The sequence below is a fragment of the Buchnera aphidicola str. APS (Acyrthosiphon pisum) genome (assembly GCF_000009605.1).
In the GTDB taxonomy this organism is placed as follows: domain Bacteria; phylum Pseudomonadota; class Gammaproteobacteria; order Enterobacterales; family Enterobacteriaceae; genus Buchnera; species Buchnera aphidicola_I.
The window spans coordinates 145,952-172,126 of sequence record NC_002528.1 but is presented as its reverse complement, the minus strand read 5'-3'; the positions used below and the strand labels follow the sequence as shown (position 1 = coordinate 172,126).

The 26,175-nt window shown below is 28.1% G+C and carries 20 protein-coding genes; 10 read left to right on the top strand and 10 right to left on the bottom strand.

Features of this window, described 5'->3' with window-relative positions:
- Positions 1–11: 11 nt before the first annotated feature.
- The 6 genes from nuoG to ndhC form a co-directional block, all read right to left on the bottom strand.
- Positions 12–2,732 (bottom strand): NADH-quinone oxidoreductase subunit NuoG, encoded by a 2,721-nt coding sequence (nuoG, locus tag BU_RS00860; protein ID WP_010895977.1) that lies wholly within the window; start codon positions 2,730–2,732, stop codon positions 12–14.
- A gap of 93 nt (positions 2,733–2,825) precedes the next feature.
- Positions 2,826–4,160 (bottom strand): NADH-quinone oxidoreductase subunit NuoF, encoded by a 1,335-nt coding sequence (gene nuoF / locus BU_RS00855; RefSeq protein WP_010895976.1) that lies wholly within the window; start codon positions 4,158–4,160, stop codon positions 2,826–2,828.
- Positions 4,157–4,645 (bottom strand): NADH-quinone oxidoreductase subunit NuoE, encoded by a 489-nt coding sequence (gene nuoE / locus BU_RS00850; RefSeq protein ID WP_009874113.1) that lies wholly within the window; start codon positions 4,643–4,645, stop codon positions 4,157–4,159. Before nuoE ends, nuoF begins: the two co-directional genes overlap by 4 nt.
- Before the next feature lie 22 nt (positions 4,646–4,667).
- The gene (nuoC, locus tag BU_RS00845) at positions 4,668–6,470 is read right to left on the bottom strand and encodes an NADH-quinone oxidoreductase subunit C/D (protein ID WP_010895975.1); all 1,803 of its coding nucleotides are present in this window, start codon (positions 6,468–6,470) and stop codon (positions 4,668–4,670) included.
- A gap of 90 nt (positions 6,471–6,560) precedes the next feature.
- Positions 6,561–7,235: a NuoB/complex I 20 kDa subunit family protein gene (locus tag BU_RS00840; protein WP_009874111.1), complete on the bottom strand. Its 675-nt coding sequence runs from the start codon at positions 7,233–7,235 to the stop codon at positions 6,561–6,563.
- A gap of 33 nt (positions 7,236–7,268) precedes the next feature.
- Entirely contained in the window at positions 7,269–7,673 is a 405-nt protein-coding gene (gene ndhC / locus BU_RS00835) for an NADH-quinone oxidoreductase subunit A (protein ID WP_009874110.1), read from the bottom strand.
- A 334-nt stretch (positions 7,674–8,007) separates the two neighbouring features.
- On the opposite strand from ndhC, the gene dnaK reads away from it, so the two are divergent.
- Both dnaK and dnaJ read left to right on the top strand, forming a co-directional pair.
- Positions 8,008–9,921, top strand: a complete 1,914-nt coding sequence (gene dnaK, locus BU_RS00830) for a molecular chaperone DnaK (RefSeq protein ID WP_009874109.1) — start codon at positions 8,008–8,010, stop codon at positions 9,919–9,921.
- Positions 9,922–10,033: 112 nt separating this feature from the next.
- Positions 10,034–11,167, top strand: coding sequence for a molecular chaperone DnaJ (dnaJ, locus tag BU_RS00825; RefSeq protein WP_009874108.1), 1,134 nt, complete (start codon positions 10,034–10,036; stop codon positions 11,165–11,167).
- A 50-nt stretch (positions 11,168–11,217) separates the two neighbouring features.
- Here the strand turns inward: dnaJ and rpsT are convergent, their stop codons facing one another.
- Positions 11,218–11,487 (bottom strand): 30S ribosomal protein S20, encoded by a 270-nt coding sequence (rpsT, locus tag BU_RS00820; RefSeq protein ID WP_009874107.1) that lies wholly within the window; start codon positions 11,485–11,487, stop codon positions 11,218–11,220.
- A gap of 214 nt (positions 11,488–11,701) precedes the next feature.
- On the opposite strand from rpsT, the gene ribF reads away from it, so the two are divergent.
- From ribF to folA, 8 genes are all read left to right on the top strand, one after another.
- On the top strand, positions 11,702–12,643 hold the full coding sequence (gene ribF / locus BU_RS00815; RefSeq protein WP_009874106.1) for a bifunctional riboflavin kinase/FAD synthetase: 942 nt from the start codon (positions 11,702–11,704) through the stop codon (positions 12,641–12,643).
- Between the two features lie 16 nt (positions 12,644–12,659).
- Entirely contained in the window at positions 12,660–15,482 is a 2,823-nt protein-coding gene (gene ileS / locus BU_RS00810; protein WP_010895974.1) for an isoleucine--tRNA ligase, read from the top strand.
- Entirely contained in the window at positions 15,482–15,964 is a 483-nt protein-coding gene (lspA, locus tag BU_RS00805) for a signal peptidase II (protein WP_010895973.1), read from the top strand. Before ileS ends, lspA begins: the two co-directional genes overlap by 1 nt.
- Positions 15,965–16,028: 64 nt before the next feature.
- On the top strand, positions 16,029–16,988 hold the full coding sequence (gene ispH, locus BU_RS00800) for a 4-hydroxy-3-methylbut-2-enyl diphosphate reductase (RefSeq protein WP_009874103.1): 960 nt from the start codon (positions 16,029–16,031) through the stop codon (positions 16,986–16,988).
- 3 nt (positions 16,989–16,991) lie between these two features.
- The gene (gene dapB, locus BU_RS00795; protein ID WP_010895972.1) at positions 16,992–17,801 is read left to right on the top strand and encodes a 4-hydroxy-tetrahydrodipicolinate reductase; all 810 of its coding nucleotides are present in this window, start codon (positions 16,992–16,994) and stop codon (positions 17,799–17,801) included.
- A gap of 221 nt (positions 17,802–18,022) precedes the next feature.
- Entirely contained in the window at positions 18,023–19,174 is a 1,152-nt protein-coding gene (gene carA / locus BU_RS00790) for a glutamine-hydrolyzing carbamoyl-phosphate synthase small subunit (RefSeq protein ID WP_407843035.1), read from the top strand.
- Positions 19,175–19,187: 13 nt separating this feature from the next.
- Positions 19,188–22,427 carry a carbamoyl-phosphate synthase large subunit gene (gene carB, locus BU_RS00785; RefSeq protein ID WP_010895970.1) on the top strand — a complete coding sequence of 1,080 codons (3,240 nt, stop codon included), beginning with the start codon at positions 19,188–19,190 and terminating at the stop codon, positions 22,425–22,427.
- 89 nt (positions 22,428–22,516) lie between these two features.
- Positions 22,517–23,002, top strand: a complete 486-nt coding sequence (gene folA / locus BU_RS00780; protein WP_009874099.1) for a type 3 dihydrofolate reductase — start codon at positions 22,517–22,519, stop codon at positions 23,000–23,002.
- A 26-nt stretch (positions 23,003–23,028) separates the two neighbouring features.
- Here folA and apaH read toward each other — a convergent pair whose 3' ends face one another.
- Genes apaH through BU_RS00765 form a run of 3 tightly spaced genes read right to left on the bottom strand, consistent with a single transcriptional unit; the run spans position 23,029 to position 26,065 of the window.
- A complete protein-coding gene (apaH, locus tag BU_RS00775) occupies positions 23,029–23,853 on the bottom strand; it encodes a bis(5'-nucleosyl)-tetraphosphatase (symmetrical) ApaH (protein ID WP_010895969.1) in 825 nt (274 codons plus the stop codon).
- Positions 23,854–23,897: 44 nt separating this feature from the next.
- Positions 23,898–24,719 carry a 16S rRNA (adenine(1518)-N(6)/adenine(1519)-N(6))-dimethyltransferase RsmA gene (gene rsmA, locus BU_RS00770; RefSeq protein ID WP_010895968.1) on the bottom strand — a complete coding sequence of 274 codons (822 nt, stop codon included), beginning with the start codon at positions 24,717–24,719 and terminating at the stop codon, positions 23,898–23,900.
- A gap of 53 nt (positions 24,720–24,772) precedes the next feature.
- Entirely contained in the window at positions 24,773–26,065 is a 1,293-nt protein-coding gene (locus tag BU_RS00765) for a peptidylprolyl isomerase (RefSeq protein ID WP_010895967.1), read from the bottom strand.
- Positions 26,066–26,175 lie beyond the last annotated feature (110 nt).

Genomic DNA, 26,175 nt, shown 5'->3' with positions numbered 1-26,175 from the left:
TTAATAAATTCCTATAAAAATTCAATTTTTTCACCAACAAGTGCAAGAGGAAATCCTTTTCTTCCAATAGGCAAACCTATTTGTTTTTCAGTTAAATACTTAGATACTTGAACTGGCAAACAATAATCTTTTTTTAAACAGTTAAATTCTACTATAGAATCTTTTTTCAAACCCATCTTAATGGCATCTGATAAACCAATTAAAGCATACTCTAAAGGAGTATTTTCTTGTATTATAGAAGAATATTGAGTTAATTCTTCATTGCCAAATAGATGATAATAGGGGATTATATTCCAGTATTTTTCTTTTATAGAATTTTTTAAAACTATATTTGAATATACATCTGTTTTTTTTTCATATTTTTTAAAAATATGTATACCTGAATCACCAGATATTAAGTTTCTACCTACTTCTACCTGAAATTTATTCCATGCTTGAGGTGAATTCCATCCGGGGAACCAAGCAAAGGGAATATTCGATACAGACGAATTAGGTTGATTGTATCCTTCCATAGAAAATGCAAACATAGTATTAATATCTTTAGGCTGACAAGGTTCATGAACATCGATATTAGAACGCAAAGATGTTCTGCCACTAGAACGAATAGGTGACCGAGAAATTTTTTGACCATGGATACGAAGATTAGAATTTAATTCGTTTGTTTTTATTTGTTTAAAAATAGAATATTTTTCAGCATAGGAATTGATTACATCATCTAAATTAAACCAACATATTTCTGTATTATTAATTTTTGATTTGATAGTATGCAACCATTTCCAACTATCACATAGACAATTACTTTTATCATAAAAATTAGGATCATAAACTTGAAAAAAACGCTGTGCTCTTCCTTCAAAGTTTATTACCGTTCCAGAACTTTCAGTAAAATTTGTTGAAGGTAAAGATAACATGGATTTTTTAAAAGTTTGTGTGTACTGATGATCGAGAGTAATTATATTATCTTTATTCTTAAAAAAATACTCACAGTCATATTCAGATACAGAACGATACAAATCGTATTCCATAAAAATTACAGCATCTGCTTTTTCTTTTTTAAGATCATCTAATGCAGATTCTATAGACATGCCTCCAAGCAACTCTGCACCTAAAGAATTAACAGATGACGTTAACAAAGTCACACCAACATGGTGATCGGGAGCGCGAAATTTAATAGCTTTAGCTATATTTATTGATGCTTTAATAATAGAATCACTAAAAGAATGAGAACCTGAAATAATTAATGTTTTTTTAGATGAAATTAATCTATCAGAAATTAACAACACTTTTTCTTTTAATTCAGAATCTAAATTTGAAACTTTTGGTGAACTTTTATCTATCTCATAAGCGATAGAAGATGCTAAATTAACTTGTTTATCAATAGAAGCGAAATAAGACCATTCAGAAATATCATCTAATTTACTTTCATGTGTATGCATAATATATAAAGAATTTTTAAATTTTTCTGAAATATGAATATTAGATGATGTATTCCATTTCGGAATACCATATAAATTTTTTATATCTTGAACTTTTTTTTTCACTGCTTGACGCACTGCTAAAGCAACACGAGAAGATGTTTGTGTTAAATCTTCTCCAAGAACTAAAATTACATCATAACTTTCAATTTCTTTTAAAGATGGGATATATATATAATTATTTTTTAAAAATTCTAAAATCGATTTGATACATTCCTTCTCTTTGTTAGACATTCCGTTAGAAAAATTCTCTTTTCCTACAAGTTCTTGTAATGCAAAATTATTCTCTATACTTGATCTTGCAGAACCGACACCAATTACACGCTTATATCTTTTAAAAAAATCAACTCCGATTTTTATTGCTTCATTAAAATTTAATACATTAAGATCATTATACTTATTAACATATGTAGGTTTTTTAGGACGTGTATTCAAATTGGTATGTGAATACCCAAAACGACCAAGGTCGCATATTAAATAATGATTTATATTTTCATGATATCTATTTTCTATTCGACGTATTTCACCATAACGTTCTCCAATACTAATATTACAGCCGACACTGCAATTATGGCATATTCCTGGAGCGTATTGCATATCCCATTTACGATTATATTTTTTAGAATGAGTTTTATCAGTAAATACTCCAGTAGGACATAATTCTATTAAATTTCCAGAATGTTCACTTTCTAAGACACCATCTTCTATACGACCAAAATAAACATTATTATTGGAACCATAAACTCCAAAATCTACACCATCTGCATATTCATTATAATATCGAACACAACGATAACATGCAATACAGCGATTCATTTCATGTTTAATAAAAGGACCTAAATATTGATTTTTATGTGTTCTTTTTTTAAATCTATAATTCCGCATACTATGTTTGACCATAACGGTCATATCTTGCAAATGACAATGACCACCTTCTTCACATACTGGACAATCATGGGGATGATTAGTTAATAAAAGTTCAACAATAGCACTTCTAAAAACTTCTGATTCAGTACTTTTGATGGAAATTATAGCTCCATCAGTTACAGGAGTCATACAAGACATAATTAACCGACCTTTACGATCTTGAAAATTATCATATTGTGTAACAGCACACTGACGACATGCACCTAAACTTCCCAATAAAGGATGCCAACAAAAATAAGGAATATTTATACCCACTGATAAACAAGCTTGCAGTAAATTATCTGATTCGTTAACATTATATATTTTACTATCTACATAAATCTTAGCCATAAGAGAATAATTCCAAAATCTTTTATTCAGATAAATTTATATAAAAAAATTTATTTAAAATAAATATTTTCTATAAAAATTTCAATGTTTGAATTAAATACAATTAGATTGAATCCCAATAATTTTTTTATTTAAATCTCTTTTTCTTATATTGATTCCAGATTCAAATTCAGATCGAAAATATTTAATAGCACTTTGCAATGGTTCTATTGCCCCGGGCGCATGAGCACAAAATGTTTTTCCTGGACTTAAATGAGAGCATAGTTTTTCTAAGTTTTTCACATCATTTTTATGACCTTTATTTTGTTCTAAACTTTTTAATATTTTTACAATCCAAGGCAACCCATCTCGACATGGTGTACACAAACCACATGATTCTCGTGAAAAAAATTTTTCTATATTATATACAAGAGAAACCATGCTAGTTTTATTATCAACAGCCATAGAAAGAGCAGTTCCTAAACGACTTCCAGCCTGACTGATATTTTTAAAATCCATTGGCAAGTCTAAATGTTCTTCAAGCAAGAAATCTGTTCCCGCGCCACCTGGCTGCCAAGCTTTTAAAGAAAAACCGGACTTCATTCCATGAGCATAATCTTCTAAAATTTCACGAGCAGTGGTGCCAAAAGGTAATTCCCAAACACCGGGATTTCTTACATTTCCTGAGAACCCCATTAATTTAGTACCTGTATCAGAACTTTTAGATAAATTTTTATACCAACTTACACCGTTCAATATAATACATGGAACATTAGACAGTGTTTCAACATTATTCACACAAGTAGGTTTTCCCCACAAACCAAATACTGCTGGAAATGGCGGCTTCGATCTAGGATTAGCTCTACGACCTTCTAAAGAATTAATTAAAGCAGTTTCTTCTCCACAAATATATCGTCCAGCCCCAGTATGTAAAACTAACTCGATATTAAAATTGCTTCCTAAGATATTTAATCCAATAAAACCAAAATTAATTGCTTCCTGTATAGATTGTTTTAAAATATGCTCAGCTTGAACATATTCTCCTCTTAAAAAAATATAAGCACGAGAAACGTTTAATGCGTATGCGGACAATATTATTCCTTCAATTAATTGATGAGGAATCTTTTCAATTAATAATCTATCTTTATACGTACCAGGTTCCATTTCATCAGCATTACATATTAAGTAACCACGTTCTCTTGTATAAGAATGGTTTTGAGACATTAGACTCCATTTTAATCCAGTAGAAAATCCTGCACCTCCTCTTCCTTTTAAACCAGATTCTTTTACTATATTAATAACATCTTCTGGAAGCATTTCTTTTAATGCTTTCTTTAAAGATAAATAACCATTTTTATCACAATATTCTTTAATCCAAACAGTTTTTTGATCATCTCTTAACCGCCAAGTTAAAGGGTGCGTTTCTGAAATTCGTAAAATTCTATTCATTTATATGATTCCAGTAAACTTGGTATGGATTCTGGAGTTAAAACAGAATATGTATCTTCATTAATCATGATGGTTGGACCTTTATCACAATTTCCTAAACAACAAACTGGTAATAAAGTAAATCTATCGTCTTTAGTTGTTTCTCCTATCTTTATTTTTAAATAATTTTCTAGAGCTATTTGAATCCTTTTATAACCTGTCAAAAAACAAACTACACTATCACAATAACGAATAATATTACGACCCACAGGTTTACGAAAAATTTGACTATAAAAAGTAGCGACTCCTTCAACATCACTGGGGTTAATATGCAGAATTTCTGCAATAGCATAAATAGCTTGATCAGAAACCCAACCTCGTTTTTTTTGAACAATTTTTAACGCTTCTATAGAAATAGCACGAAAATCTTCATAGTATTTTTTTTGATTTTCTATTGCATTTATTTCTTCATTAGTTAATTTAAATTTTATAGAAATTTCTTGCATTTGACTTTTTTTTTATACATGATTATCTATCCACGTCAGACATTACAAAATCGATACTACCTAAATATACAATTAAATCAGATATCAAACTGCCACGAATAACTGAAGGTATTTGTTGCAAATGTGGAAAACTAGGTGTACGTATTCTTGTACGATAACTCATCGTACCACCATCACTAATTAAGTAATAACTATTAATTCCTTTTGTTGCTTCAATCATTTGAAAACTTTCATTTTCTGGAATTACTGGACCCCAAGACACTTGTAAAAAATGAGTAATCATAGTCTCAATATTTTGCAAAACACACTCTTTAGAAGGAGGCGTAGTCAATGAATCTTCAGATTTAAAAGGACCTGATGGCATATTACATAAACATTGTTTTAAAATAAAAAGACTTTGATAAATTTCTTCTACTTTAATCATTACTCTTGAATAACAATCACTAATTCCCGAACCCACTGGTACTTCAAAAGTATAATTTTGATATCCAGAATATGGCCTCCATTTCCTTACATCAAAATTTAATCCTGTAGCACGTAAACCTGCTCCAGTGACACCCCACTGCAATGCTTCTTTTTTATTATACTCAGCAATTCCTTTTGATCGATGGATTAAAATACTATTTTTTAAAGCAGTGTTTATATAGTATTTTAACCTTTTTGGCATCCAGTCAAGAAATTCTTTTAATAAAATATTCCAACCCTGTGGTAAATCATTAGCTACTCCACCAATACGAAACCAAGCAGGATGCATACGAGCACCTGTAATTGCTTCAATTAAATCATATATTTTTTGACGATCAGTGAAAGCAAAAAAAACTGGAGTCATACAACCTACATCTTGAATAAAAGTAGAAATATATAATAAATGACTATTTATACGAAACAATTCTGACATCATTACTCTAATTACTTCTGCTTTTTCTGGAACTGAAATATTTGCTAATTTTTCTACAGCTAAAACATAAGGAAGTTCATTTACACAACCACCCAGATATTCAATGCGATCAGTATATGGAATATAACTATGCCATGACTGCCGTTCTGCCATTTTTTCAGCTCCGCGATGATGATACCCAATATCTGGAACACAATCTACAATATTTTCACCATCTAACTGTAAAACAATTCTAAAAGCACCATGAGCAGAAGGATGATTTGGACCTAAATTTAGAAACATAAATTCTACATTGTCGTTCTTGCGTTTCATACCCCATAACTCAGGTTTAAATTTTAAACCTTCCATTTCTAAATCTTCTTTCTGCTCATTTAAGAAGAAAGGTTCGTATTCGGTTGCTCTTGCAGAATAATTTTTTCTTAATGGATGTCCTTTCCATGTACTAGGCATAATAATACGAGTTAAATTAGGATGATTATTAAAAATAATCCCAAACATATCCCAAGTTTCACGTTCATACCAATTAGCATTAGGAAATAAACCAGTAAAAGTTGGCAAGATCAAATCGTTTTCTAATAATGGTACTTTAATCATAATATCAGAGTTGCGTTCAATAGATATTAAATGATAAAAAACGGAAAAATCAGCTTTAGGTAAATCTTCTCGATGCAATCTAATACGTTCATCTACGCCATGTAAATCATAAAGCATGATATAAGGTTGAGATAAATGATATAAAAATTTTCCAACTTCTATTAATAATGTCTTATCAATCCAAATTATAGGAAAACCGGTTAAGGTAATTTGATGAAAACAAAATTCTTTACCAAAGAAATCAAATAAATTATTAATTACTGAATTATTTGAGTCTTCTTTATATTTTTTTTTTAATAAAAATGTATTTTTTTTTGGCATTAAATCAATCATATATCTCTCACCACTCAGTTTAAAATATAATAATATTATCATCTAAAAAATCAGTAATATTAAAGAAATTTATATATTTTAAATATATTATTAAATTTTTTCTGAAGTTGAAAGATTGATAATATTAATTCTTTTGCTTCTTTTTTGAACTCTTTCAGATGGCATCTTTTTATGATAAACACCTTGTTCTCCAATTACCCAGGATAACGGCCTTCTTTCTTCATTGATCAATTTTTGCAACAGTATTAAAGCTTGCATATACGCTTCAGGACGAGGTGGACAACCAGGAATATAAATATCAACCGGCAAAAATTTATCTACTCCTTGAACAACAGAATAGATATCATACATTCCGCCAGAATTGGCACATGCTCCCATAGAAATAACCCATTTTGGTTCTAACATTTGATCGTATAATCTCTGAATAACAGGCGCCATTTTTATAAATGGCGTACCTGCTATCACCATGACATCAGCTTGTCTAGGAGACGCACGTAATACTTCAGATCCAAAACGTGCAACATCATGAACGGAAGTAAAAGCAGATACCATTTCCACATAACAACAAGACAGACCAAAATTATAAGGCCATAAAGAATTTTTTCGACCCCAATTAACTAATTTATGTAATAATTGAGTAATTTTACCCATAAAAATATTCTTTTTTAAATATTCTTCTAGAGGATCTGAAACAGACTCAATCGTTTGTTTTGGATATTTTTTATTATTGTTATCAGAATCTGCTTTAGTTAAAGTATAATTCATTTTATGCCTCATTAAGGTAAAACATATTATATGTTAAAATAGTTGAATATTATTTTTAACTGAAGATGACCAGTTTAATGCTCGAATACGAACTAAATAGAACAATCCTAATAAAAGAGATATTCCAAACATTAAGGCTTCGCTAAATCCTATCCATCCAGATTCTTTTATACTGACAGACCAAGCATATAAATATAGTGCTTCAACATCAAATACAACGAAAAACATAGCAATTAAATAAAATTTTACAGAAAAATAAAGATTAGTATTACCGGATGATACAATCCCTGACTCAAAAGGGGTATTTTTATATCGAGAAGAAGACCTGCCTCCTAAAATCCAACTTAAACAAAGCATAAAAAAACATAATCCTAAAGAAAAAAATATAAACATAAAAAAGGATAAGTATTCATTAACTGCTTCAGTATTTATTAACATTAATTACCCCTGAAAATTTAAAAATATCTATAGCATTAAATATAGATTGTTTATATATATAAATATATAAAAAAACTATGTTATTAAATATATTAACGAATATGTTATTTTTAATAAATAAAAAACTTATAATTTTCAGTTATAGTTTGGTAAAACTTTATTTTTTTTTCTACTGCCCCTTGATGAGCGAAAAAGCGACCCCATCTAATAATCATTAAACATTTCAGATGCAAAGTATGATAAAACTTATGTAACTAATTAAAAGCCAAAAAAGTGGCCGCATAAAGGTTGCAAAAAACCCAATTTATCAAAATATTAAATAGGAGAAACTTTAATGGGTAAAATTATTGGTATTGACTTGGGAACAACCAACTCTTGTGTTGCCATTATGGATGGCAATAAACCACGTGTTTTAGAGAATGCGGAAGGTGATCGTACTACACCGTCAATTATTGCATATACTCAAGAAGGAGAAGTTTTAGTAGGACAACCTGCTAAACGTCAAGCTATAACTAATCCAAAGAATACACTTTTTGCTATAAAACGTTTAATTGGCAGAAAATTTAAAGATGATGAAGTACAACGTGATATAAAAATCATGCCTTATAATATTGTAAATTCTGATAATGGTGATGCATGGATTGATGTAAAAAAACAAAAAATGGCACCTCCTCAAATTTCTGCAGAAGTATTAAAAAAAATGAAAAAAACTGCAGAAGACTATTTAGGAGAAACAATTAAAGAAGCAGTTATTACGGTTCCTGCTTACTTTAATGATGCTCAACGTCAAGCAACTAAAGATGCAGGTAGGATAGCAGGACTAGAAGTAAAAAGAATCATAAATGAACCAACAGCTGCAGCACTAGCTTATGGTTTAGATAAAGGAAAAGGAAATAGAACAATAGCTGTATATGATTTAGGTGGTGGAACCTTTGATATTTCAATCATCGAGATTGATGAAGTGGATAAAGAAAAAACATTTGAAGTTCTTGCTACAAATGGAGATACACATCTTGGAGGAGAAGATTTTGATAGTAGACTAATTAATTATTTAGTAACAGAATTTAAAAAAGAACAAGGAATAGATTTAAGAAATGACCCATTATCCATGCAACGCTTAAAAGAATCTGCGGAAAAAGCAAAAATAGAATTATCATCCGCACAACAAACAGATGTTAATCTTCCATACATCACTGCAGATTCCAATGGACCTAAACATTTAAATATAAAGGTTACTCGAGCAAAATTAGAGTCTTTAGTGGAAGATTTAATATTACGTTCAATTGAGCCACTAAAAGTTGCATTAAAAGATGCAGGATTATCAGTAACAGACATAAATGATGTGATATTAGTTGGTGGTCAAACTAGAATGCCTATGGTGCAATCTAAAGTTGCTGATTTTTTTGGAAAAGAACCTAGAAAAGATGTAAATCCAGATGAAGCTGTAGCAGTTGGAGCTGCAGTACAGGGAGGAGTTCTCTCTGGTGATGTTAAAGATGTCTTATTACTTGATGTTACTCCTCTATCCCTAGGAATTGAAACTATGGGTGGAATAATGACATCACTGATAAATAAAAATACCACTATCCCTACTAAACATAGTCAAATATTTTCAACAGCAGAAGACAATCAATCAGCAGTTACTATACACGTGCTTCAGGGTGAACGTAAAAGATCTTCAGATAATAAATCATTGGGACAATTTAACTTAGACGGGATTAATCCAGCTCCTAGAGGAACAGCACAAATTGAAGTAACATTTGATATTGATTCCGATGGAATATTACATGTATCTGCAAAAGATAAAAAAACTGGAAAAGAACAAAAAATTACCATTAAAGCATCTTCTGGATTAAATGAAGAAGAAATTAAAAAAATGGTAAATGATGCAGAAGCTAATTCTGAAGCAGATCAGAAGTTTGAAGAATTAATTCAAACAAGAAACCAAGGTGATCAACTAGTTCATAGTATCAAAAAACAACTAAATGAAAATAAAAATTCAATTGAAGAAGAGAGTAAAAAAGATATTCAATTAGCTCTAAATAAACTAGAAAATGCATTAAAAGGAGAAGATAAGTCTGATATCGAAAAGAACATACAAAATCTTTTAAAAATATCTTCTAAGCTAACAGAAATCAATCAAAAAAAATCAGAAAAAGATCAAAAAGACAACAATATGTCAGCTAATAAAAAAGATGAAAATGTTGTAGATGCAGAATTTGAAGAAATTAAAGATCCGAAGAAATAATCAATTTTAATAAAATATTGAAAGATAATTATTATAGACTTTAAACTAGCACGGGCGTAGATAAACTTCTGCGCCCGTGTAATTATTTTTAAATCAGGTAGAGTAAGTTAGAATGGCAAAAAAAGACTATTATCAAATTTTAGGCATTCCAAAATCGGCTGAAGAGCGTGAAATTAAAAAAGCATATAAAAAACTAGCGATGAAATATCATCCTGACCGTAATCAAGGAGATAAAACCGCTGAAGGAAAATTCAAAGAAATAAAAGAAGCTTATGAAATTTTAATTAATGAAGAAAAAAGAAGTGCATATGATCAATATGGACATGCGGCTTTTGAAAATGGTCAGTCTAATAGTACATACAGCACTTTTACTAATTCCGCAGATTTTAGTGATATTTTTGGGGATGTTTTTGGTGATATTTTTGGTGGAAACAGAACTCAAAGAGCTAAAAAAGGAGCTGATTTATGCTATAATATGGAAATTACATTAGAAGAAGCAGTAAAAGGAATAAAAAAAGAAATTCAAATTCCAACGCTTCAAAAATGTAAAACATGTTACGGAAGTGGTACAAGAACGGGTACTAAACCTCGTTCATGTTCTACATGTCACGGCAAAGGACAAATACATATTAGAAAAGGTTTTTTTACAGTACAACAATCATGTCCTACATGCCATGGTAAGGGGACAATAATTACTGATCCGTGCAATTTATGTCATGGACAAGGGCGTGTTGAAACATATAAAATATTATCAGTAAAAATTCCACCAGGTCTAGATACCAATGATCGTATTCGTTTGAATAATGAAGGAGAAGCAGGTGCTAATGGCGCACAATCAGGAGATCTTTATGTTCAAATTACAGTCAAAAAACATCCTATTTTTGAAAGAGAAGGAAACAATCTATACTGTGAAGTACCGATAAATTTTACAATGGCAGCACTAGGTGGAGAAATAGAGGTGCCTACTCTAGACGGTAGAGTTAAACTAAAAATACCATATGAGACACAATCAGGAAAACTTTTTCGTATTCGTGGAAGAGGAGTAAAATCAGTACAAAATAGAAATCAAGGTGATCTATTATGTCGTGTTGTAGTCGAAACCCCTGTAAATCTTAATGAACAACAAAAAAACCTTTTGCATGAATTAGGTAATAGTTTTCACGGTTTTCGCGGCGAAAAAAATAGTCCTCGTTCAAAAAGATTTTTTGATGGTGTTAAAAGATTTTTTGATGATCTGACAAGATAAGATTCTATAAGTATTGCTTCTAAAAATTAGAGGCAATACTCTAAAAAAAATTATATTTTAGATATTTTTTTAATTTGTAATGATAAATTAGATTTATAGCGTGCAGCTTTATTTTTATGTATCAAACCTTTATTCACATGACTATCAATAATAGGTTGCATTTTTTTAAATGCATCTTCTGCTGTTGTTTTGTTTCCAGACATAATTGCTACTCGTACTTTTTTTACAAAGGTACGAATCATTGAACGTCGACTAGAATTTTTTTTACGACGTTTTTCAGAAGTTAATGCATCTTTTTTAGATGCTTTTATATTGGCCAATTTTTACCTCTAAATTTTAAAAAATTAAACATTTATTTGAAAAAACAATATTAATGAATATACTGAAAAAATATTATTATTTTAATTTTTAATTTCATTAAAAAAATTTTTTTTTAAAAAAATACTAAGAAATATTATATAAAAAAAACTATAAAATTTTTTTATTAAAAATTTTTCAATGTAATTTGCTTCATTTAATAAGGTCAACCTAATAATGAAGATTATACGAGGTATTCATAATATCAAGGAAATAAATTCTAATTCAGTTGTTACTATTGGAAATTTTGATGGGATACATTTAGGTCATCAAAAATTGTTTTCACATATATATCAAATAGGTCAAAAATATAAATTATCAACTATAGTTGTTTTATTTGAACCCCAACCGTTAGAATTTTTAAGAAAAAATAATGCTCCTGTTCGGATTACAAAGTTCCGTGAGAAAATAAGACGTATTAGTTCCTACAATTTTGATAGTATATTGTGTGTTAAATTTAATAAATCTTTTCAATCTCTAAGTGCAAAAGATTTTATCATAAATATATTAATAAATAAACTACACTTAAAATTTATAGTCATAGGAAATGATTTTAGATTTGGCTTTCAAAGAAACGGCAATATCAATCTATTAAAAAAACTAGGATATAAATATCAATTTAACGTCATAAAAATTCGACCATTATATAAAAACAATATAAAAATCAGTAGTACTAATATTAGAAAAGCATTATCTGAAAATAATATAAAATTAGCTTCTCTTCTCCTGGGTCGTGTATTTAGCATATCTGGCAGAGTAATCCATGGAAATAAAATAGGAAGAACCATGAATTATCCTACAGCAAATATACTTTTAAGTAAAAATTTTTTATTAACTAATGGAGTATATGCAGTTAAAATAAAATATTGCCCGAATAAATACGCCATAGGAATTTCTAATATTGGAATCAAACCTAGTTTTTCCAATACTCAAAAAAATAAATTACTTGAAGTGTATTTGTTTGACATAAAAATTGATTTATACGGAAAATATATAGAAATTTTTATATATAAAAAAATACGGGATGAACAATTTTTTCCTTCAAAAAAAGAATTAAAAAATCAAATATCACAAGATATTTTAATAGTTCAAAAATATTTTAACATTCATAAAAATTAATAAAAAAGAGAACAGAATGGATGATTATAAAGACACTTTAAATTTACCTAAAACACTATTTTCTATGAGAGGAAATCTTTCAAAAAAAGAACCAAATATATTAAAAAGTTGGAACGAAAATAATTTATATAAATTAATTCGAAAAAAAAACCAAGAAAAAAAAATATTCTTTCTTCATGATGGGCCACCATATGCTAATGGGAACATTCACATCGGACATGCAGTAAATAAAATTTTAAAGGATATTATTATAAAATCTAAAAATATGTCAGGTTTTGATGCACCTTATATTCCCTCTTGGGATTGTCACGGCTTGCCAATTGAACAGAAAGTTGAGGAAAAAATCAAGTCTAATCAAGGGGAAATATCGACTACAGAATTTCAAGAAAAATGTAGAAAATATGCGCAAGATCAAGTTGAAAAACAAAAAAAAGATTTTATTAGATTAGGGGTAATAGGTGATTGGGATAATCCCCATCTAACAATGAACTTTAAAAATGAAGCTAATATAATTAAGACCTTATCGAAAATTGTACAAAAAAAACATTTATATCAAGATTTTAAACCCATACATTGGTGCCTTAAATGTGCATCATCACTATCTGAAGCTGAAATTGAATACTCTAAAAAAAAATCAGATTCTATTATAGTTGGTTTTAAATTTAAATATAAATCAATTATAGAAAAATTATTTGATTTTCAAATTTCTAACAAAAAAGAAATTCATCTACTAATCTGGACAACAACACCATGGACTCTCCCTTCTAGTAAAGCTATTTCAATACATCCAGATTTTCAGTACCAATTAATAGAAACTGAAAGATGCTATTTAATCATAGCAAAAGAGTTAGTTGAAAAGACGTTAAACACACTAAAAATAAAAAAATCAATAATAAGAAATTATGTAAAAGGAAGATTTTTAGAAAAAATGATATGTTTGCATCCATTTTTAAAAAATATTGATTTGCCTGTAATTTTAGGAAAACATGTAACTCTTGAATCAGGAACAGGAGCTGTTCATACGGCACCAGATCATGGATTAGAGGATTATATTATTAGTCAAAAATATAATATTAAAACAAGTAATATAGTAAATTTTAAAGGGGAATACATCTCTAATACACATGACAAATTAGACGGTGTTAATGTTTTAGAAGCTAATTCAATTATTATAGAACTATTAATTAAAAATAATACATTCTTTCATCATGAATCTCTCATACATAGTTACCCACATTGTTGGAGACATAAGAGTCCGGTGATATATAGAGCCACTCCACAATGGTTCATAGATATCGATCAGAAACAATTACGTATTAAATTATTACAAGAAATAAAAAAAGTACGATGGATACCTGAATGGGGAGAATCAAGAATAGGAGAAATGATTAAAAAAAGACCAGATTGGTGTATTTCGAGACAAAGAAAATGGGGAGTTCCAATGTCTATCTTTATACATAAGAATACAAGAAAGATACACCCTAATACTTTTGTTTTTATGAAAAAAATAGCAAAAAAAGTAGAATTAGAAGGACTACAGGTATGGTGGAATATAGATTCAAAAGAAATACTAGGTGAAGAATATCAATCATATGAAAAAATTTTAGATATATTAGATGTGTGGTTTGAATCGGGAAATACACATACTACAATAAACTACAAGAACAAAAATTATACTAAAAAAAATGCAGATATGTTTTTAGAAGGATCTGATCAACATCGAGGTTGGTTCATGTCTTCACTAATAATATCAACTTTAATCAGTGAAAAAAAACCATATTCTGAAGTATTAACTCATGGATTTGTTGTTGATGGAAAAGGACAAAAAATGTCTAAATCTATAGGTAATACTATAAGTCCTAATGAAATAGTTGATACATTAGGAGCTGATATCTTAAGACTATGGGTTGCATCTTCTAATTATTCTAATGATATTTCGATTTCTAATGAAATATTAAAGAGTTCGTCAGATATATACAGAAGAATTAGAAACACGGCTCGTTTTATGTTAGCTAATATCAGTGATTTTGATCCTAAAAAAAATATAATATCTAAAGAAAATATGGTTCTTTTAGATAAGTGGGCTATAGGACAAACTAAAATAGTTCAAGAAGAAATTATTCAACATTATAATAATTATAACTTTCATGCGGTAATACAACGTTTAATGTATTTTTGTTCAATAGAAATGGGTTCTTTTTATCTTGATATCATAAAAGACAGGCAATATACTTTAAAAAAACATAGTCAGGAAAGACGTAGTTCTCAAACAGCTATATATTATATCATTAATTCTCTTGTACGATGGATAGCTCCAATTCTATCTTTTACTGCAGATGAAATATGGAGCTATTTACCAGAAAATAATTCTCAATATGTATTTATGGAAGAGTGGTTTGACAAATTATTTTATTTAGATCAAGATGACTTATTTAATTATCAATTTTGGAATGAAATAATTACAATTAAACATGAAATTAATAAATTTTTAGAAGAAGCAATACAAAATAAAACTATCAATAATTCACTTGAAACTTCTATTATTCTATATGTTTCACATGAATTATCAAATAAATTAAAAATATTAGAACAAGAAACAAAATTCATCTTTTTAACATCAGATATACAAATTAAGTTATATGATACAGCACCTAAAAATGCAAAAAAAAGCAAAATCGTCCCTTATTTGAAAGTTTCTTTAGAAAAAATTAAAGGAAAAAAATGTCCGCGATGTTGGCACTACTTTAATTTTACTAAAAAAAATATAAAAAATAGTGATATTTGTAATCGTTGTATTTTAAATACTATAGGAAATGGCGAAAAACGTATATTCATATAATGAAACAGAAATATTCTAAAAAATCAAAAAAATGGATTTATATAACCACAATAATTTTTATTCTTATTCTCGATATATCCAGTAAACGCTTGATCATAAAATATATAAAAACTTATGACACAAAAAAAATTTTTTCGGTGTTAAATTTTTTTCATGTACATAATCACGGTGCAGCATTTAGTTTTTTATCTGATCAAAACGGGTGGCAAAAATGGTTTTTATCAACTGTTAGCATACTGACTATACTAGTAATGACAAGAATTATTACTAAATTAAAAAAACAAGAAACAAAAAAAATAACTGCTTATTCTTTAATTATTGCAGGTGCAACGGGCAACTTAATAGACCGAATTTTTTACGGATTCGTAGTAGATTTTATTGACATACATATTAATGATTGGCATTTTGCTACATTTAATATAGCTGATTGTAGTATATTTATTGGAATTATTATACTTATGCGAATAAATTACTCAACATAAAAAGTTAAATGGTTTTTATATAATATTCAATTATTATTAATATAAATGGTTTGGAGATTATGTAATGAACATCATATTAACTAATCCTCGAGGTTTTTGTGCTGGTGTTAAAAGAGCAATTTTAATAGTTGAAAATGCATTAAAAGTTTATAAAAAAACAATTTATATTAGGCATGAACTAGTACACAATCAATATGTTATTAACACACTGCGTCAAAAAGGAGTTGTTTTTGTTGAAAAAATTGAACAAATTCCAGACTATTCAGTAGTTATTTTTTCTGCACATGGTGTATCAAAAAAAGTTGTACAAGAAGCTGTGAAAAAAAAATTAATTATATTAGATGCTACTTGTCCACTAGTAGAAAAAGTACATATAGAAGTCTCAAAATCTAGTGAAAAAGCAATAGAAACAATTCTTATTGGTCATAGAGGACATCCTGAAGTAGAAGGAACGATAGGGCAATATAATAATAAAAATGGAAAAATATATCTCGTTGAGTCTATAGAAGATGTACATAATTTATCTGTCCAAAATAGTAAAAAATTAAATTTTTTTACACAAACAACTTTATCTATTACAAATACAAAAAAAATTATTGCTGCTTTAAAAAATAAATTTCCAGAAATTTCTGGTCCCAATAAAGAAGATATATGTTATGCCACAACTAATCGTCAAATAGCGGTTCGTCAATTATCTAAAATTGCTGATATAATATTTGTAATAGGATCAAATAATTCTTCTAATTCTAATCGTCTTGCAGAATTAGGAAAAGAAACTGGAACATTTACTAAACTTATTAGTTCTTTTCTTGATATTAAAAAAAAATGGCTAAAAAATGTAAATTATATAGGTATTACGGCTGGTGCTTCAGCACCAGAGATATTAGTTACAGAAGTAATTCAATATTTAAGGAAAATAGGTGCTCATAAACCAATAGAAATGATAGGTGTTAGAGAAAAAAAAATTTTTAAAATTCCTAAAAAATTATTAAATATTAAAACAATTTTAGATGAAAACGGATAAAACATGAACAAAAAAACCCGTATAGCAATTACTGGTCCCATTGGTCGTATGGGTCGTATGCTTATTAAAGAAATACAAAACAATAAACACTCACATTTAACAGTTGCAGTGGTCCAAAAAAAACATCAATTAATTGGTCAAGATATCGGCCGAATTATTGGAATAGGAGAAATAGGTGTTCTTATTAGCGATGAGTTAAATATAAAAAAAAATGACTTTGATGTTTTAATTGATTTTACTAGGCCTGCAGGCACACTAGAATACTTGAAATATTGTAATAAATTCAAAAAAAATATTGTTATTGGTACTACAGGATTTTCAAAAGAAGAAATTGATATTATCAAATCATATTCTCAAAAAATTGCTATAATTATAGCATCAAATTTTAGTATTGGTATTAATTTGCTGTTTCAATTAATCAAAAAAACCACTCAAATTATAGGAAAAGATTCGGATATTAACATTCTTGAATATCATCATCGTAATAAAATAGATGCTCCTTCAGGTACAGCTTTGGAGATTGGAGAAGTAATATCAAAAGTAATGAATTGGAATTTAAATCAAGATTCTATATATTATCAAAAAGGAATAACTGGAATTAGAGATGCAAAAAAAATTGGATTTTCTATTGTACGCGCCGGTAATATTGTTGGGAAACATACTGTGATGTTTTCTAGTTATGATGAAGAAATAAAAATTACTCATACTGCGTCTAATAGAATGTCTTTTGCTCGAGGTGCTATACAATCAGCTCTATGGATTCATAAAAAAAATACGGGTTTATTTGATATGACAGATGTACTATCATTGTAATTAGGACTAAAAAAAATAATCTAGTTAATATTTTTTAGTTACCATACATGGTTATAATTAAAATGTATTTTATATTAGATAGAAAAATATAATTTTTAAGAACTTGCAAATGTATATCATGATAATAGACAAAAATATTAATTTTAGTTAAGATAAAATGTAATTAATACAATAGTAACAAAAACTCACATATAAAAAAAGTGTTTTTAATGGAGGGTGTTTTGAGCCAATTAGCAGTACTGGTTTTAGAAGATGGGACTAAATTTCATGGACGAGCTATTGGAGCTAAAGGAATAACTGTAGGCGAAGTTGTTTTTAATACATCAATCACTGGTTATCAAGAAATAATAACTGATCCTTCTTATTCACATCAAATTGTGACATTAACTCATCCTCATATTGGTAATGTTGGTACTAATTCTAATGATGAAGAATCATCCAAAATTTACATTAAAGGTCTTATTATCCGTGATTTATCACTCACTGCAAGTAATTACCGAAATAAAAAAAGTTTTTCTTCCTATTTAAAAGAAAACAATATTATTGCAATATCGGATATTGATACAAGAAAATTAACACGTATTTTGCGTACCAAAGGTTCACAAAATGGATGTATTATAGAAGATAAAAAACAAAATTATTCTATAGCATATAACAAAGCTAAAAATTTTATTAGTTTACAAGATTTAGATTTAGCAAAAAAAGTATCCACTAAATCTATTTATAATTGGGATCAAGGTAGTTTTACTTTTAAAAAAAATAATTTTTTTTCTATAAACAAACAAAAATTTTTATTTCATGTCGTTGTTTATGATTTTGGAGTAAAAAGAAATATACTTCGTATGCTTGTAGATAGAGGCTGTTATTTAACGGTCGTCCCAGCTATAACTGATCCTAAAACTGTATTAAATTTATCTCCAGACGGTATTTTTTTATCTAATGGACCAGGTGACCCGAGACCTTGCGATTACGCTATTCATGCAATTCAATATTTCTTAAAAACTAATATTCCTATTTTTGGGATATGTTTAGGACATCAGCTACTTGCCTTAGCTAGTGGAGCTAAAATTGTTAAAATGAAATTTGGGCATCATGGAGGCAACCATCCTGTTAAGGATATTAAAAACAACCGAGTAATTATAACATCTCAAAATCACAGTTTTACTGTAGATACTGAAAACTTACCCAATAATATAGAAATTACACATAGTTCGCTTTTCGATGGAACATTACAAGGACTATCCTTAACTAATAAATCAGCTTTTAGTTTTCAAGGTCATCCAGAAGCAAGTCCCGGACCACATGATGCTTCATATTTGTTTGATTATTTCATTAAATTAATCGTTTCTCAAAAAACTACACTCAGTAATTAATTAGGGAAAAAAAATGCCTAAATCTACTGATATAAAATCAATTTTAATTCTTGGGGCAGGTCCAATAGTAATTGGACAAGCCTGTGAATTTGACTATTCAGGTACACAAGCTTGTAAAGCTTTAAAAGAAGAAGGTTATAGAATTATTCTTCTAAATTCCAATCCCGCTACTATTATGACAGATCCTGATATGGCTGATGCTACATATGTCGAGCCGATCCATTGGGAAATAGTAGAAAAAATTATCCAAAAAGAAAAACCAGACGCACTACTTCCGACTATGGGAGGTCAAACAGCTTTAAACTGTGCTTTAGAATTAGATCATAAAGGTATTTTAAAAAAATATGGTGTTCAAATCATAGGTGCAACAGTAGACGCAATAAAAAAAGCTGAAAATAGAAAATTATTTGAACATTCAATGAAGAAGTTAAATTTAGAAACTGCGAAATGTGGTATCGCACATAACATTCAAGAAGCATTTTTGGTTTTAAATAACGTAGGTTTTCCATGTATTATTCGTCCGTCTTTTACCATGGGTGGACATGGAGGGGGAATTGCTTATAATCATGAAGAATTTGAAAAAATATGTGAAAGAGGACTTGAATTATCTCCAAGTACAGAACTTCTAATTGATGAATCGCTAATTGGTTGGAAAGAATATGAAATGGAAGTTGTTCGAGATAAAAATGACAATTGCATTATCGTATGTTCAATTGAAAATTTAGACCCTATGGGTATTCACACAGGCGACTCGATTACTGTAGCACCTGCGCAAACTCTTACTGACAAAGAATATCAAGTCATGAGAAATGCATCTATGTCAATTTTACGTGAAATAGGTGTAGAAACAGGCGGTTCTAACGTGCAATTTGCAATCAATCCCAAAAATGGTCGAATGATTGTTATTGAAATGAATCCTAGAGTTTCTCGTTCTTCCGCTCTAGCGTCTAAAGCAACAGGATTCCCGATTGCAAAAATTGCAGCTAAATTAGCTATCGGGTATACATTAGATGAACTTGCAAATGATATCACCGGAACAAATACTACTGCATCATTTGAACCATCAATAGATTACATAGTAACAAAGATTCCTAGATTTAATTTTGAAAAATTTCCTGGATGCGATGATAGATTAACTACACAAATGAAATCTGTCGGAGAAGTTATGGCGATAGGTCGTACTTTCCAAGAATCTATACAAAAAGCTATTCGTGGTTTAGAAGTCGGCGCTAGTGGTTTTGACTCTAAAATATCTTCTCGCGATTCAGAATATTTAATTAAAATTAGACGCGAATTAAAAGATGCAGGTTCTGAACGTATTTGGTATATAGGTGATGCATTTCGATATGGTATGTCTATAAACGATGTATTTGATTTAACATCGATTGATCCATGGTTTCTTGTTCAAATCAAAGAAATTATTCTCTTAGAGAAAAAAATTATAAAAAATGGATTTATTGGCTTAAAATACGACTTTTTTTATTTTCTAAAAAGAAAAGGTTTTTCTGACCAACGTATTGCAATACTTACTAATAAAAATGAAAGTGAAATAAGACAACTACGTTATAAACTTAATTTGCATCCTGTTTATAAAAGAATTGATACATGTTCAGCTGAATTTTCTACCGAAACAGCATATATGTATTCAACATGGGAAGATGAATGTGAGTCTCATCCAAGTAAAAATAATAAAAAAATAATCATATTAGGTGGTGGTCCTAATAGAATAGGACAAGGTATAGAGTTTGACTATTGCTGTGTACACGCGGCTCAAGCTTTACGAGAAGATGGTTTTGAAGCAATTATGGTTAACTGTAATCCAGAAACAGTATCTACCGATTATGATATTTCAGATAGATTATACTTTGAACCAATTACATTAGAAAACGTTTTAGAAATAGTCAGAATAGAAAAACCAAAAGGAGTTATCATTCAATATGGAGGTCAAACCCCATTAAAATTAGCGCATGAATTTGAAAAAGAAGGTGTTCCTATAATAGGAACCAGTCCAGATTCGATTGACACAGCAGAAAATCGTTATCGTTTCCAAAAAACTGTTAATAAATTAAGATTACAACAACCTTTAAACGCAACTGTCTTGACTTTAGATGAAGCTTATAAAAAAGCTGATATAATTGGCTATCCAATAATGGTACGACCATCTTATGTTTTAGGTGGAAGAGCAATGGAAATTGTTTATGAACCGTATGGTTTAGAAAATTACTTTAAAACAACACTAAAAAAGAACAATACAACACCTATTTTATTAGATCAATATCTAGACTATGCAACAGAAGTTGATGTTGATGCCATCTGTGATGGAGAAACTGTTTTAATTGGTGGTATAATGGAGCACATTGAACAGGCTGGAGTTCATTCTGGCGATTCTGCATGCTCATTACCTGCATATACTCTTACTAGTAAAGTGCAAAATGAAATTAGAAGACAAGTAAAAAAGCTAGCTTTTGAATTATCTGTAAAAGGACTAATGAATATACAATTCGCTATTAAAAATAATAAAATCTATATCATTGAAGTAAATCCAAGAGCTGCACGTACAGTGCCGTTTGTCTCAAAAGCAATAGGTCTTGCATTAGCAAAAATTTCTGTACGTGTAATGTGTGGTAAAACACTATTAGAACAAGGTTTTATTAAAGAAATAATTCCTCCTTATTTTTCAGTAAAAGAAGCAGTTCTTCCATTTGATAAATTTCAAGGTGTTGATCCTATACTAGGTCCAGAAATGCGTTCTACTGGAGAAGTCATGGGAATTGGAAAAAACTTTTCAGAAGCATTTTCTAAATCTATGTTAGGAGCACATACTAATATGAAAAAATCAGGTCGTGTTCTTCTGTCTGTAAGAAATAATGATAAAAATAACATTATTAACTTAGCAGTAAAATTAAAAAAACTCGGTTTTAAAATAGACGCCACTAAAGGTACTTCTGTAGCTTTAAAAAAATCTGGCATTTCATCTAGATTAGTTAATAAAGTACATGAAGGACGTCCCCATATACAAGATCGTTTAAAAAACGGAGAATATTCTTATATTGTTAATACTACATCTTGCTATCAAGGCATAAAAGATTCAAAATTAATATGTCGCAGTGCTCTACAATATAAAGTACACTATGATACGACAGTTAATGGTGCTTTTGCAACTGTTATGGCACTAAATGAAAATCCAATAAAAAATATTGAAACTTTACAAAAAATACATAAAAAAATACAATTATTTTATACGAAAAAATAATTGACTGATACTTAAATAACAAACAATTTTTATAAATATGTTGTGAAACATATTTATAATTTATATGAAGGGATGTTCTCTATATTCACATGAATATAAGTTTAATTGCTGCTATATCTAAAAATTTAGTTATCGGATATAAAAATAAAATACCTTGGTATCTTCCAGAAGATTTAAAATGGTTTAAACAAAAAACGATTAATAAAAACATAATTATGGGTCGATTAACTTGGGAGTCTATTAAAAAAAAACCCTTACCAATGCGTAAAAACATAGTTATTAGTAGCAATGAAATCAAACAAGAGGGTATTATTTGGGCTGATTCAATATCTAATGCAATTATATCTGCACAATACAATCAAGAAATTATGATTATTGGTGGTGCTAAAATATATAAAGAAATGCTATTTTATGCTAATAAATTATATTTAACTCATATAGATATTGATATTGTTGGTGATGCTTATTTTCCTGAATATAAGTTATATCCATATTGGAAAACATTATTTAGAAAAAAAAATACCAAAAATAAAATGAATCCATACAATTATTCATTTGAAATTTTATCAAGATAAAACAATAATTTTAAAACATCAATTTCTTATATGCATTTTTTTGATAAATAAGCTTGCGAAAACCATTTTCCATCTTCCCATCGCAACATAACTAATTCTTCACCCCAACAACAACCAGCATCTAATGGGAAAAAAGGTTTAGGTACATGAGTTCCTTTTAAAGAAGACCAGTGTCCAAAAAAAATAGAATAAACTTTAGAAATACTGGATGGCATTAAAAACCATGGGCGTAACGGGTATTTTACAAAATCAGGAGATTTTTTACAAAACATATTTAATCGACCATCAGGATAACAATATCTCATTCTTGTAAAAGAATTCATGGAATATCGTAGTCTATCTAATTGATTTAAGTTCAATCTCCAAAAATCTATATTATTATGATATATTTCTTTTAGAAATAAAGCATAATTTTTATGAGACAAGCGATCTTCAATTTCTAATGCACAAACTTTTGCTATATTAATATCCCATTGTGGACTAATTCCAGCATGTGACATAATAATTTTTCGTTTCTCATCAACTTTTAAAAAAGATTGACAGCGCAGCCAATTTATGAGCTCCACGCTATCCGGTGAAGATAAAAATTCATCAAAATAATTTTCTTTTTTATTATCTTTTATACCAGCATGTACAGCAATTAAATTTATATCATGATTCCCTAAAACTATTTGTACTCTATCTTTTAATGAATAAAGATATTTTACAACTTTAAGAGAGTCTGGACCCCTAGAAACTAAATCACCTGCGATCCATAAATAATCTTTTTTATCATTAAAAGATGATTTTTCTAAAAGAATTCTAAATTCTTCGTAGCAACCATGTATATCACTTATAAAATAAGTACTCATATATTATGATCTCTATAAATAAATGTAAAATTTTAAAAAATAATTTAATTAATTTTTAAAAGATTATTCGATTTTTTATACAAATAATTAGCTAATTTACAATAATGTGACACAGAAACATTTTCAGCTCGTAAATTGGAATTAATTTCTAATTTAATTAATTCTTTTTCAGAAAATAAATTTTTCAAACTATGACGTAATATTTTTCTTCTATTTTGAAAGGCATCTTTTGTAATAGCACTTAGAATATTCACATTATAAACAAAATAAGGAGAATTAGTATGAGGTTTTAAGTTAATAAAAACAGAATGTACTTTAGGGATAGGTCGAAAATCTTCAGGTGAAACGTTTAATAATATTTTAATATCACAGTAATATTGGGATATAATACTTAAACGACCATAAGATTTATTCCCAGGGGTAGAAATTAATCTTTCGGCAACTTCTTTCTGCAACATAAAATTCATATCTTGAATAACTTTGATTTGTTTGAATAAAAAAATAATCAAAGACGTGGAAATATTATATGGCAAATTTCCAAAAATACGAATTAATTGTTTTTTTTTATGAAATAAATTTAAAAAATTAAAATTTAAAGCATTTTGATAAAAAACTATCAATTTTGAGTAAAAAGAACGTTTTTTTAATAAAAACAATAAATCCTGATCTATTTCAATAACAATTAATTCTTCTAACAATTCACACATGGGTTTAGTTAATGCAGCCAATCCTGGACCAATTTCGACTAATGTTTCTGTTGTCTTAGGATCAATAATTTTAATAATATTTTTAATGGTATCTTTATTTATAAGAAAATTTTGTCCGTATTTTTTTAGAGGCAAATGTTTTTTAAAATTTTTTGGCATCATAAATTTATAGTTAATTATTAAATATTTAAATATTTTAAAAAAAAAGATATTTATGATCTTATAATTTCTATATAAGCAGTATTTTTCAGATCTTCTATCCAATGATTTTTTTCCGATATTATTTTTTGGTTTAATACAATATTAAAAGCTTGGTTTTTTTTTAATTTATAAAATGCATCTACTTGACGTCGATCTAATATTTTAAATATATGCCATCCCCAATTAGACTTAACAGGCTCGCTTATTTCATTTTTATCTAAAATTAAAAATTTCTTATTTAAATCAAAACCCAATGATTCTTTTGAAATCCATCCCAAATCACCTTTTTTGTTAGATGAATAATAATCATCAGATAAATTTTTGACTGCATCATCAAAAGTATAAATTCCTTTTTTGATATTTTCATATATATTAAAAATCTTTTTCTTTGCTTCTGTGTTTGTAAGAATCACAGAAGGTTTTATCAAACAATGTTGCATGTAAAATTCAGTGACGATATTTTCTTTTTTATGATGAATATCATTAACTTTTAAAATATAAAGTCCTTTATCTCCAACAATAGGTCCTAAAATCTGTCCTTTTTTAAAAATATTTAAAGTTTTAAAAAAACTATTTTGTATATCTAAAAGAGGTTTCCAAAACATTTTCTTTACTATAAAAGTAGATTTATTTTTTTCACACTCTATTAACAATTTTTCAAAATCGTAACCTTTCTTTAGTTTATATACGATATTTTCTGCTATTTTTGTTCTATTTCTAACTGCATTATCAGAATCTTGTTTTAAAGAAGGAAGTAAAATATAGCTTAAATTTATCTTTTTAAATTTTTCATTGTCTTTTATAAGTTTTTTAAAAATAGTGTTAACTTCTTGTTCCGAAATATTAATACGTTTGTGCAATTCGTAATCTTGAATTGTTTTCATTTTTAATAATATTTCTATTTTTTTTATGAAATTGTCATAATAAGAAGGATTTTTAATATTTCGTAATAAAATCTGTTTTTTAAAGTGATCAACACTAATATGTTTTTTCAAAGCAATATTTTTGATTACAGTGTCAATTTGTTCTTTAGTTATATTAATATTCTTACTATTTGCTTCTTGTAATATTAAAGAATCTACAATTAATTTTTCAAGGACTTTTTCTTTTAAAAAATCACTTTTTAGAGGAATTATAAACTTTTTCTTTGATTTTTTTAAAAAAACAAGAATTTCATTTACATCGCTATTTAATATGATTTCATCGTTCACAATAGCTGTAATATTGTCTACTTGATTATTTTTAGCTAAAACATAAAAAATACTACTAAAAATATAAAAAAATATAAAAATACATATTTTCATTCAAATTCTTCTTTTTATAAATAAGGTGTTTAACACTAAAATATTTTTATAATTTATTTCCAAAGGATTAAAAAAAATAAATTTAAAATATTTTCTTGAGGTTGTTTTAA

Bases quoted from the DNA above. Each gene is read 5' to 3' on its own strand.
- ndhC (WP_009874110.1), bottom strand. From the start codon at position 7,673: ATGTTAATAAATACTGAAGCAGTTAATGAATACTTATCCTTTTTTATG.
- rsmA (WP_010895968.1), bottom strand. From the start codon at position 24,719: ATGCCAAAAAATTTTAAAAAACATTTGCCTCTAAAAAAATACGGACAA.
- BU_RS00840 (WP_009874111.1), bottom strand. From the start codon at position 7,235: ATGAATTATACTTTAACTAAAGCAGATTCTGATAACAATAATAAAAAA.
- folA (WP_009874099.1), top strand. From the start codon at position 22,517: ATGAATATAAGTTTAATTGCTGCTATATCTAAAAATTTAGTTATCGGA.
- apaH (WP_010895969.1), bottom strand. From the start codon at position 23,853: ATGAGTACTTATTTTATAAGTGATATACATGGTTGCTACGAAGAATTT.
- dapB (WP_010895972.1), top strand. From the start codon at position 16,992: ATGAACAAAAAAACCCGTATAGCAATTACTGGTCCCATTGGTCGTATG.
- ribF (WP_009874106.1), top strand. From the start codon at position 11,702: ATGAAGATTATACGAGGTATTCATAATATCAAGGAAATAAATTCTAAT.
- BU_RS00765 (WP_010895967.1), bottom strand. From the start codon at position 26,065: ATGAAAATATGTATTTTTATATTTTTTTATATTTTTAGTAGTATTTTT.
- nuoG (WP_010895977.1), bottom strand. From the start codon at position 2,732: ATGGCTAAGATTTATGTAGATAGTAAAATATATAATGTTAACGAATCA.
- nuoC (WP_010895975.1), bottom strand. From the start codon at position 6,470: ATGATTGATTTAATGCCAAAAAAAAATACATTTTTATTAAAAAAAAAA.
- nuoE (WP_009874113.1), bottom strand. From the start codon at position 4,645: ATGCAAGAAATTTCTATAAAATTTAAATTAACTAATGAAGAAATAAAT.
- carB (WP_010895970.1), top strand. From the start codon at position 19,188: ATGCCTAAATCTACTGATATAAAATCAATTTTAATTCTTGGGGCAGGT.
- lspA (WP_010895973.1), top strand. From the start codon at position 15,482: ATGAAACAGAAATATTCTAAAAAATCAAAAAAATGGATTTATATAACC.
- dnaK (WP_009874109.1), top strand. From the start codon at position 8,008: ATGGGTAAAATTATTGGTATTGACTTGGGAACAACCAACTCTTGTGTT.
- dnaJ (WP_009874108.1), top strand. From the start codon at position 10,034: ATGGCAAAAAAAGACTATTATCAAATTTTAGGCATTCCAAAATCGGCT.
- ileS (WP_010895974.1), top strand. From the start codon at position 12,660: ATGGATGATTATAAAGACACTTTAAATTTACCTAAAACACTATTTTCT.
- nuoF (WP_010895976.1), bottom strand. From the start codon at position 4,160: ATGAATAGAATTTTACGAATTTCAGAAACGCACCCTTTAACTTGGCGG.
- ispH (WP_009874103.1), top strand. From the start codon at position 16,029: ATGAACATCATATTAACTAATCCTCGAGGTTTTTGTGCTGGTGTTAAA.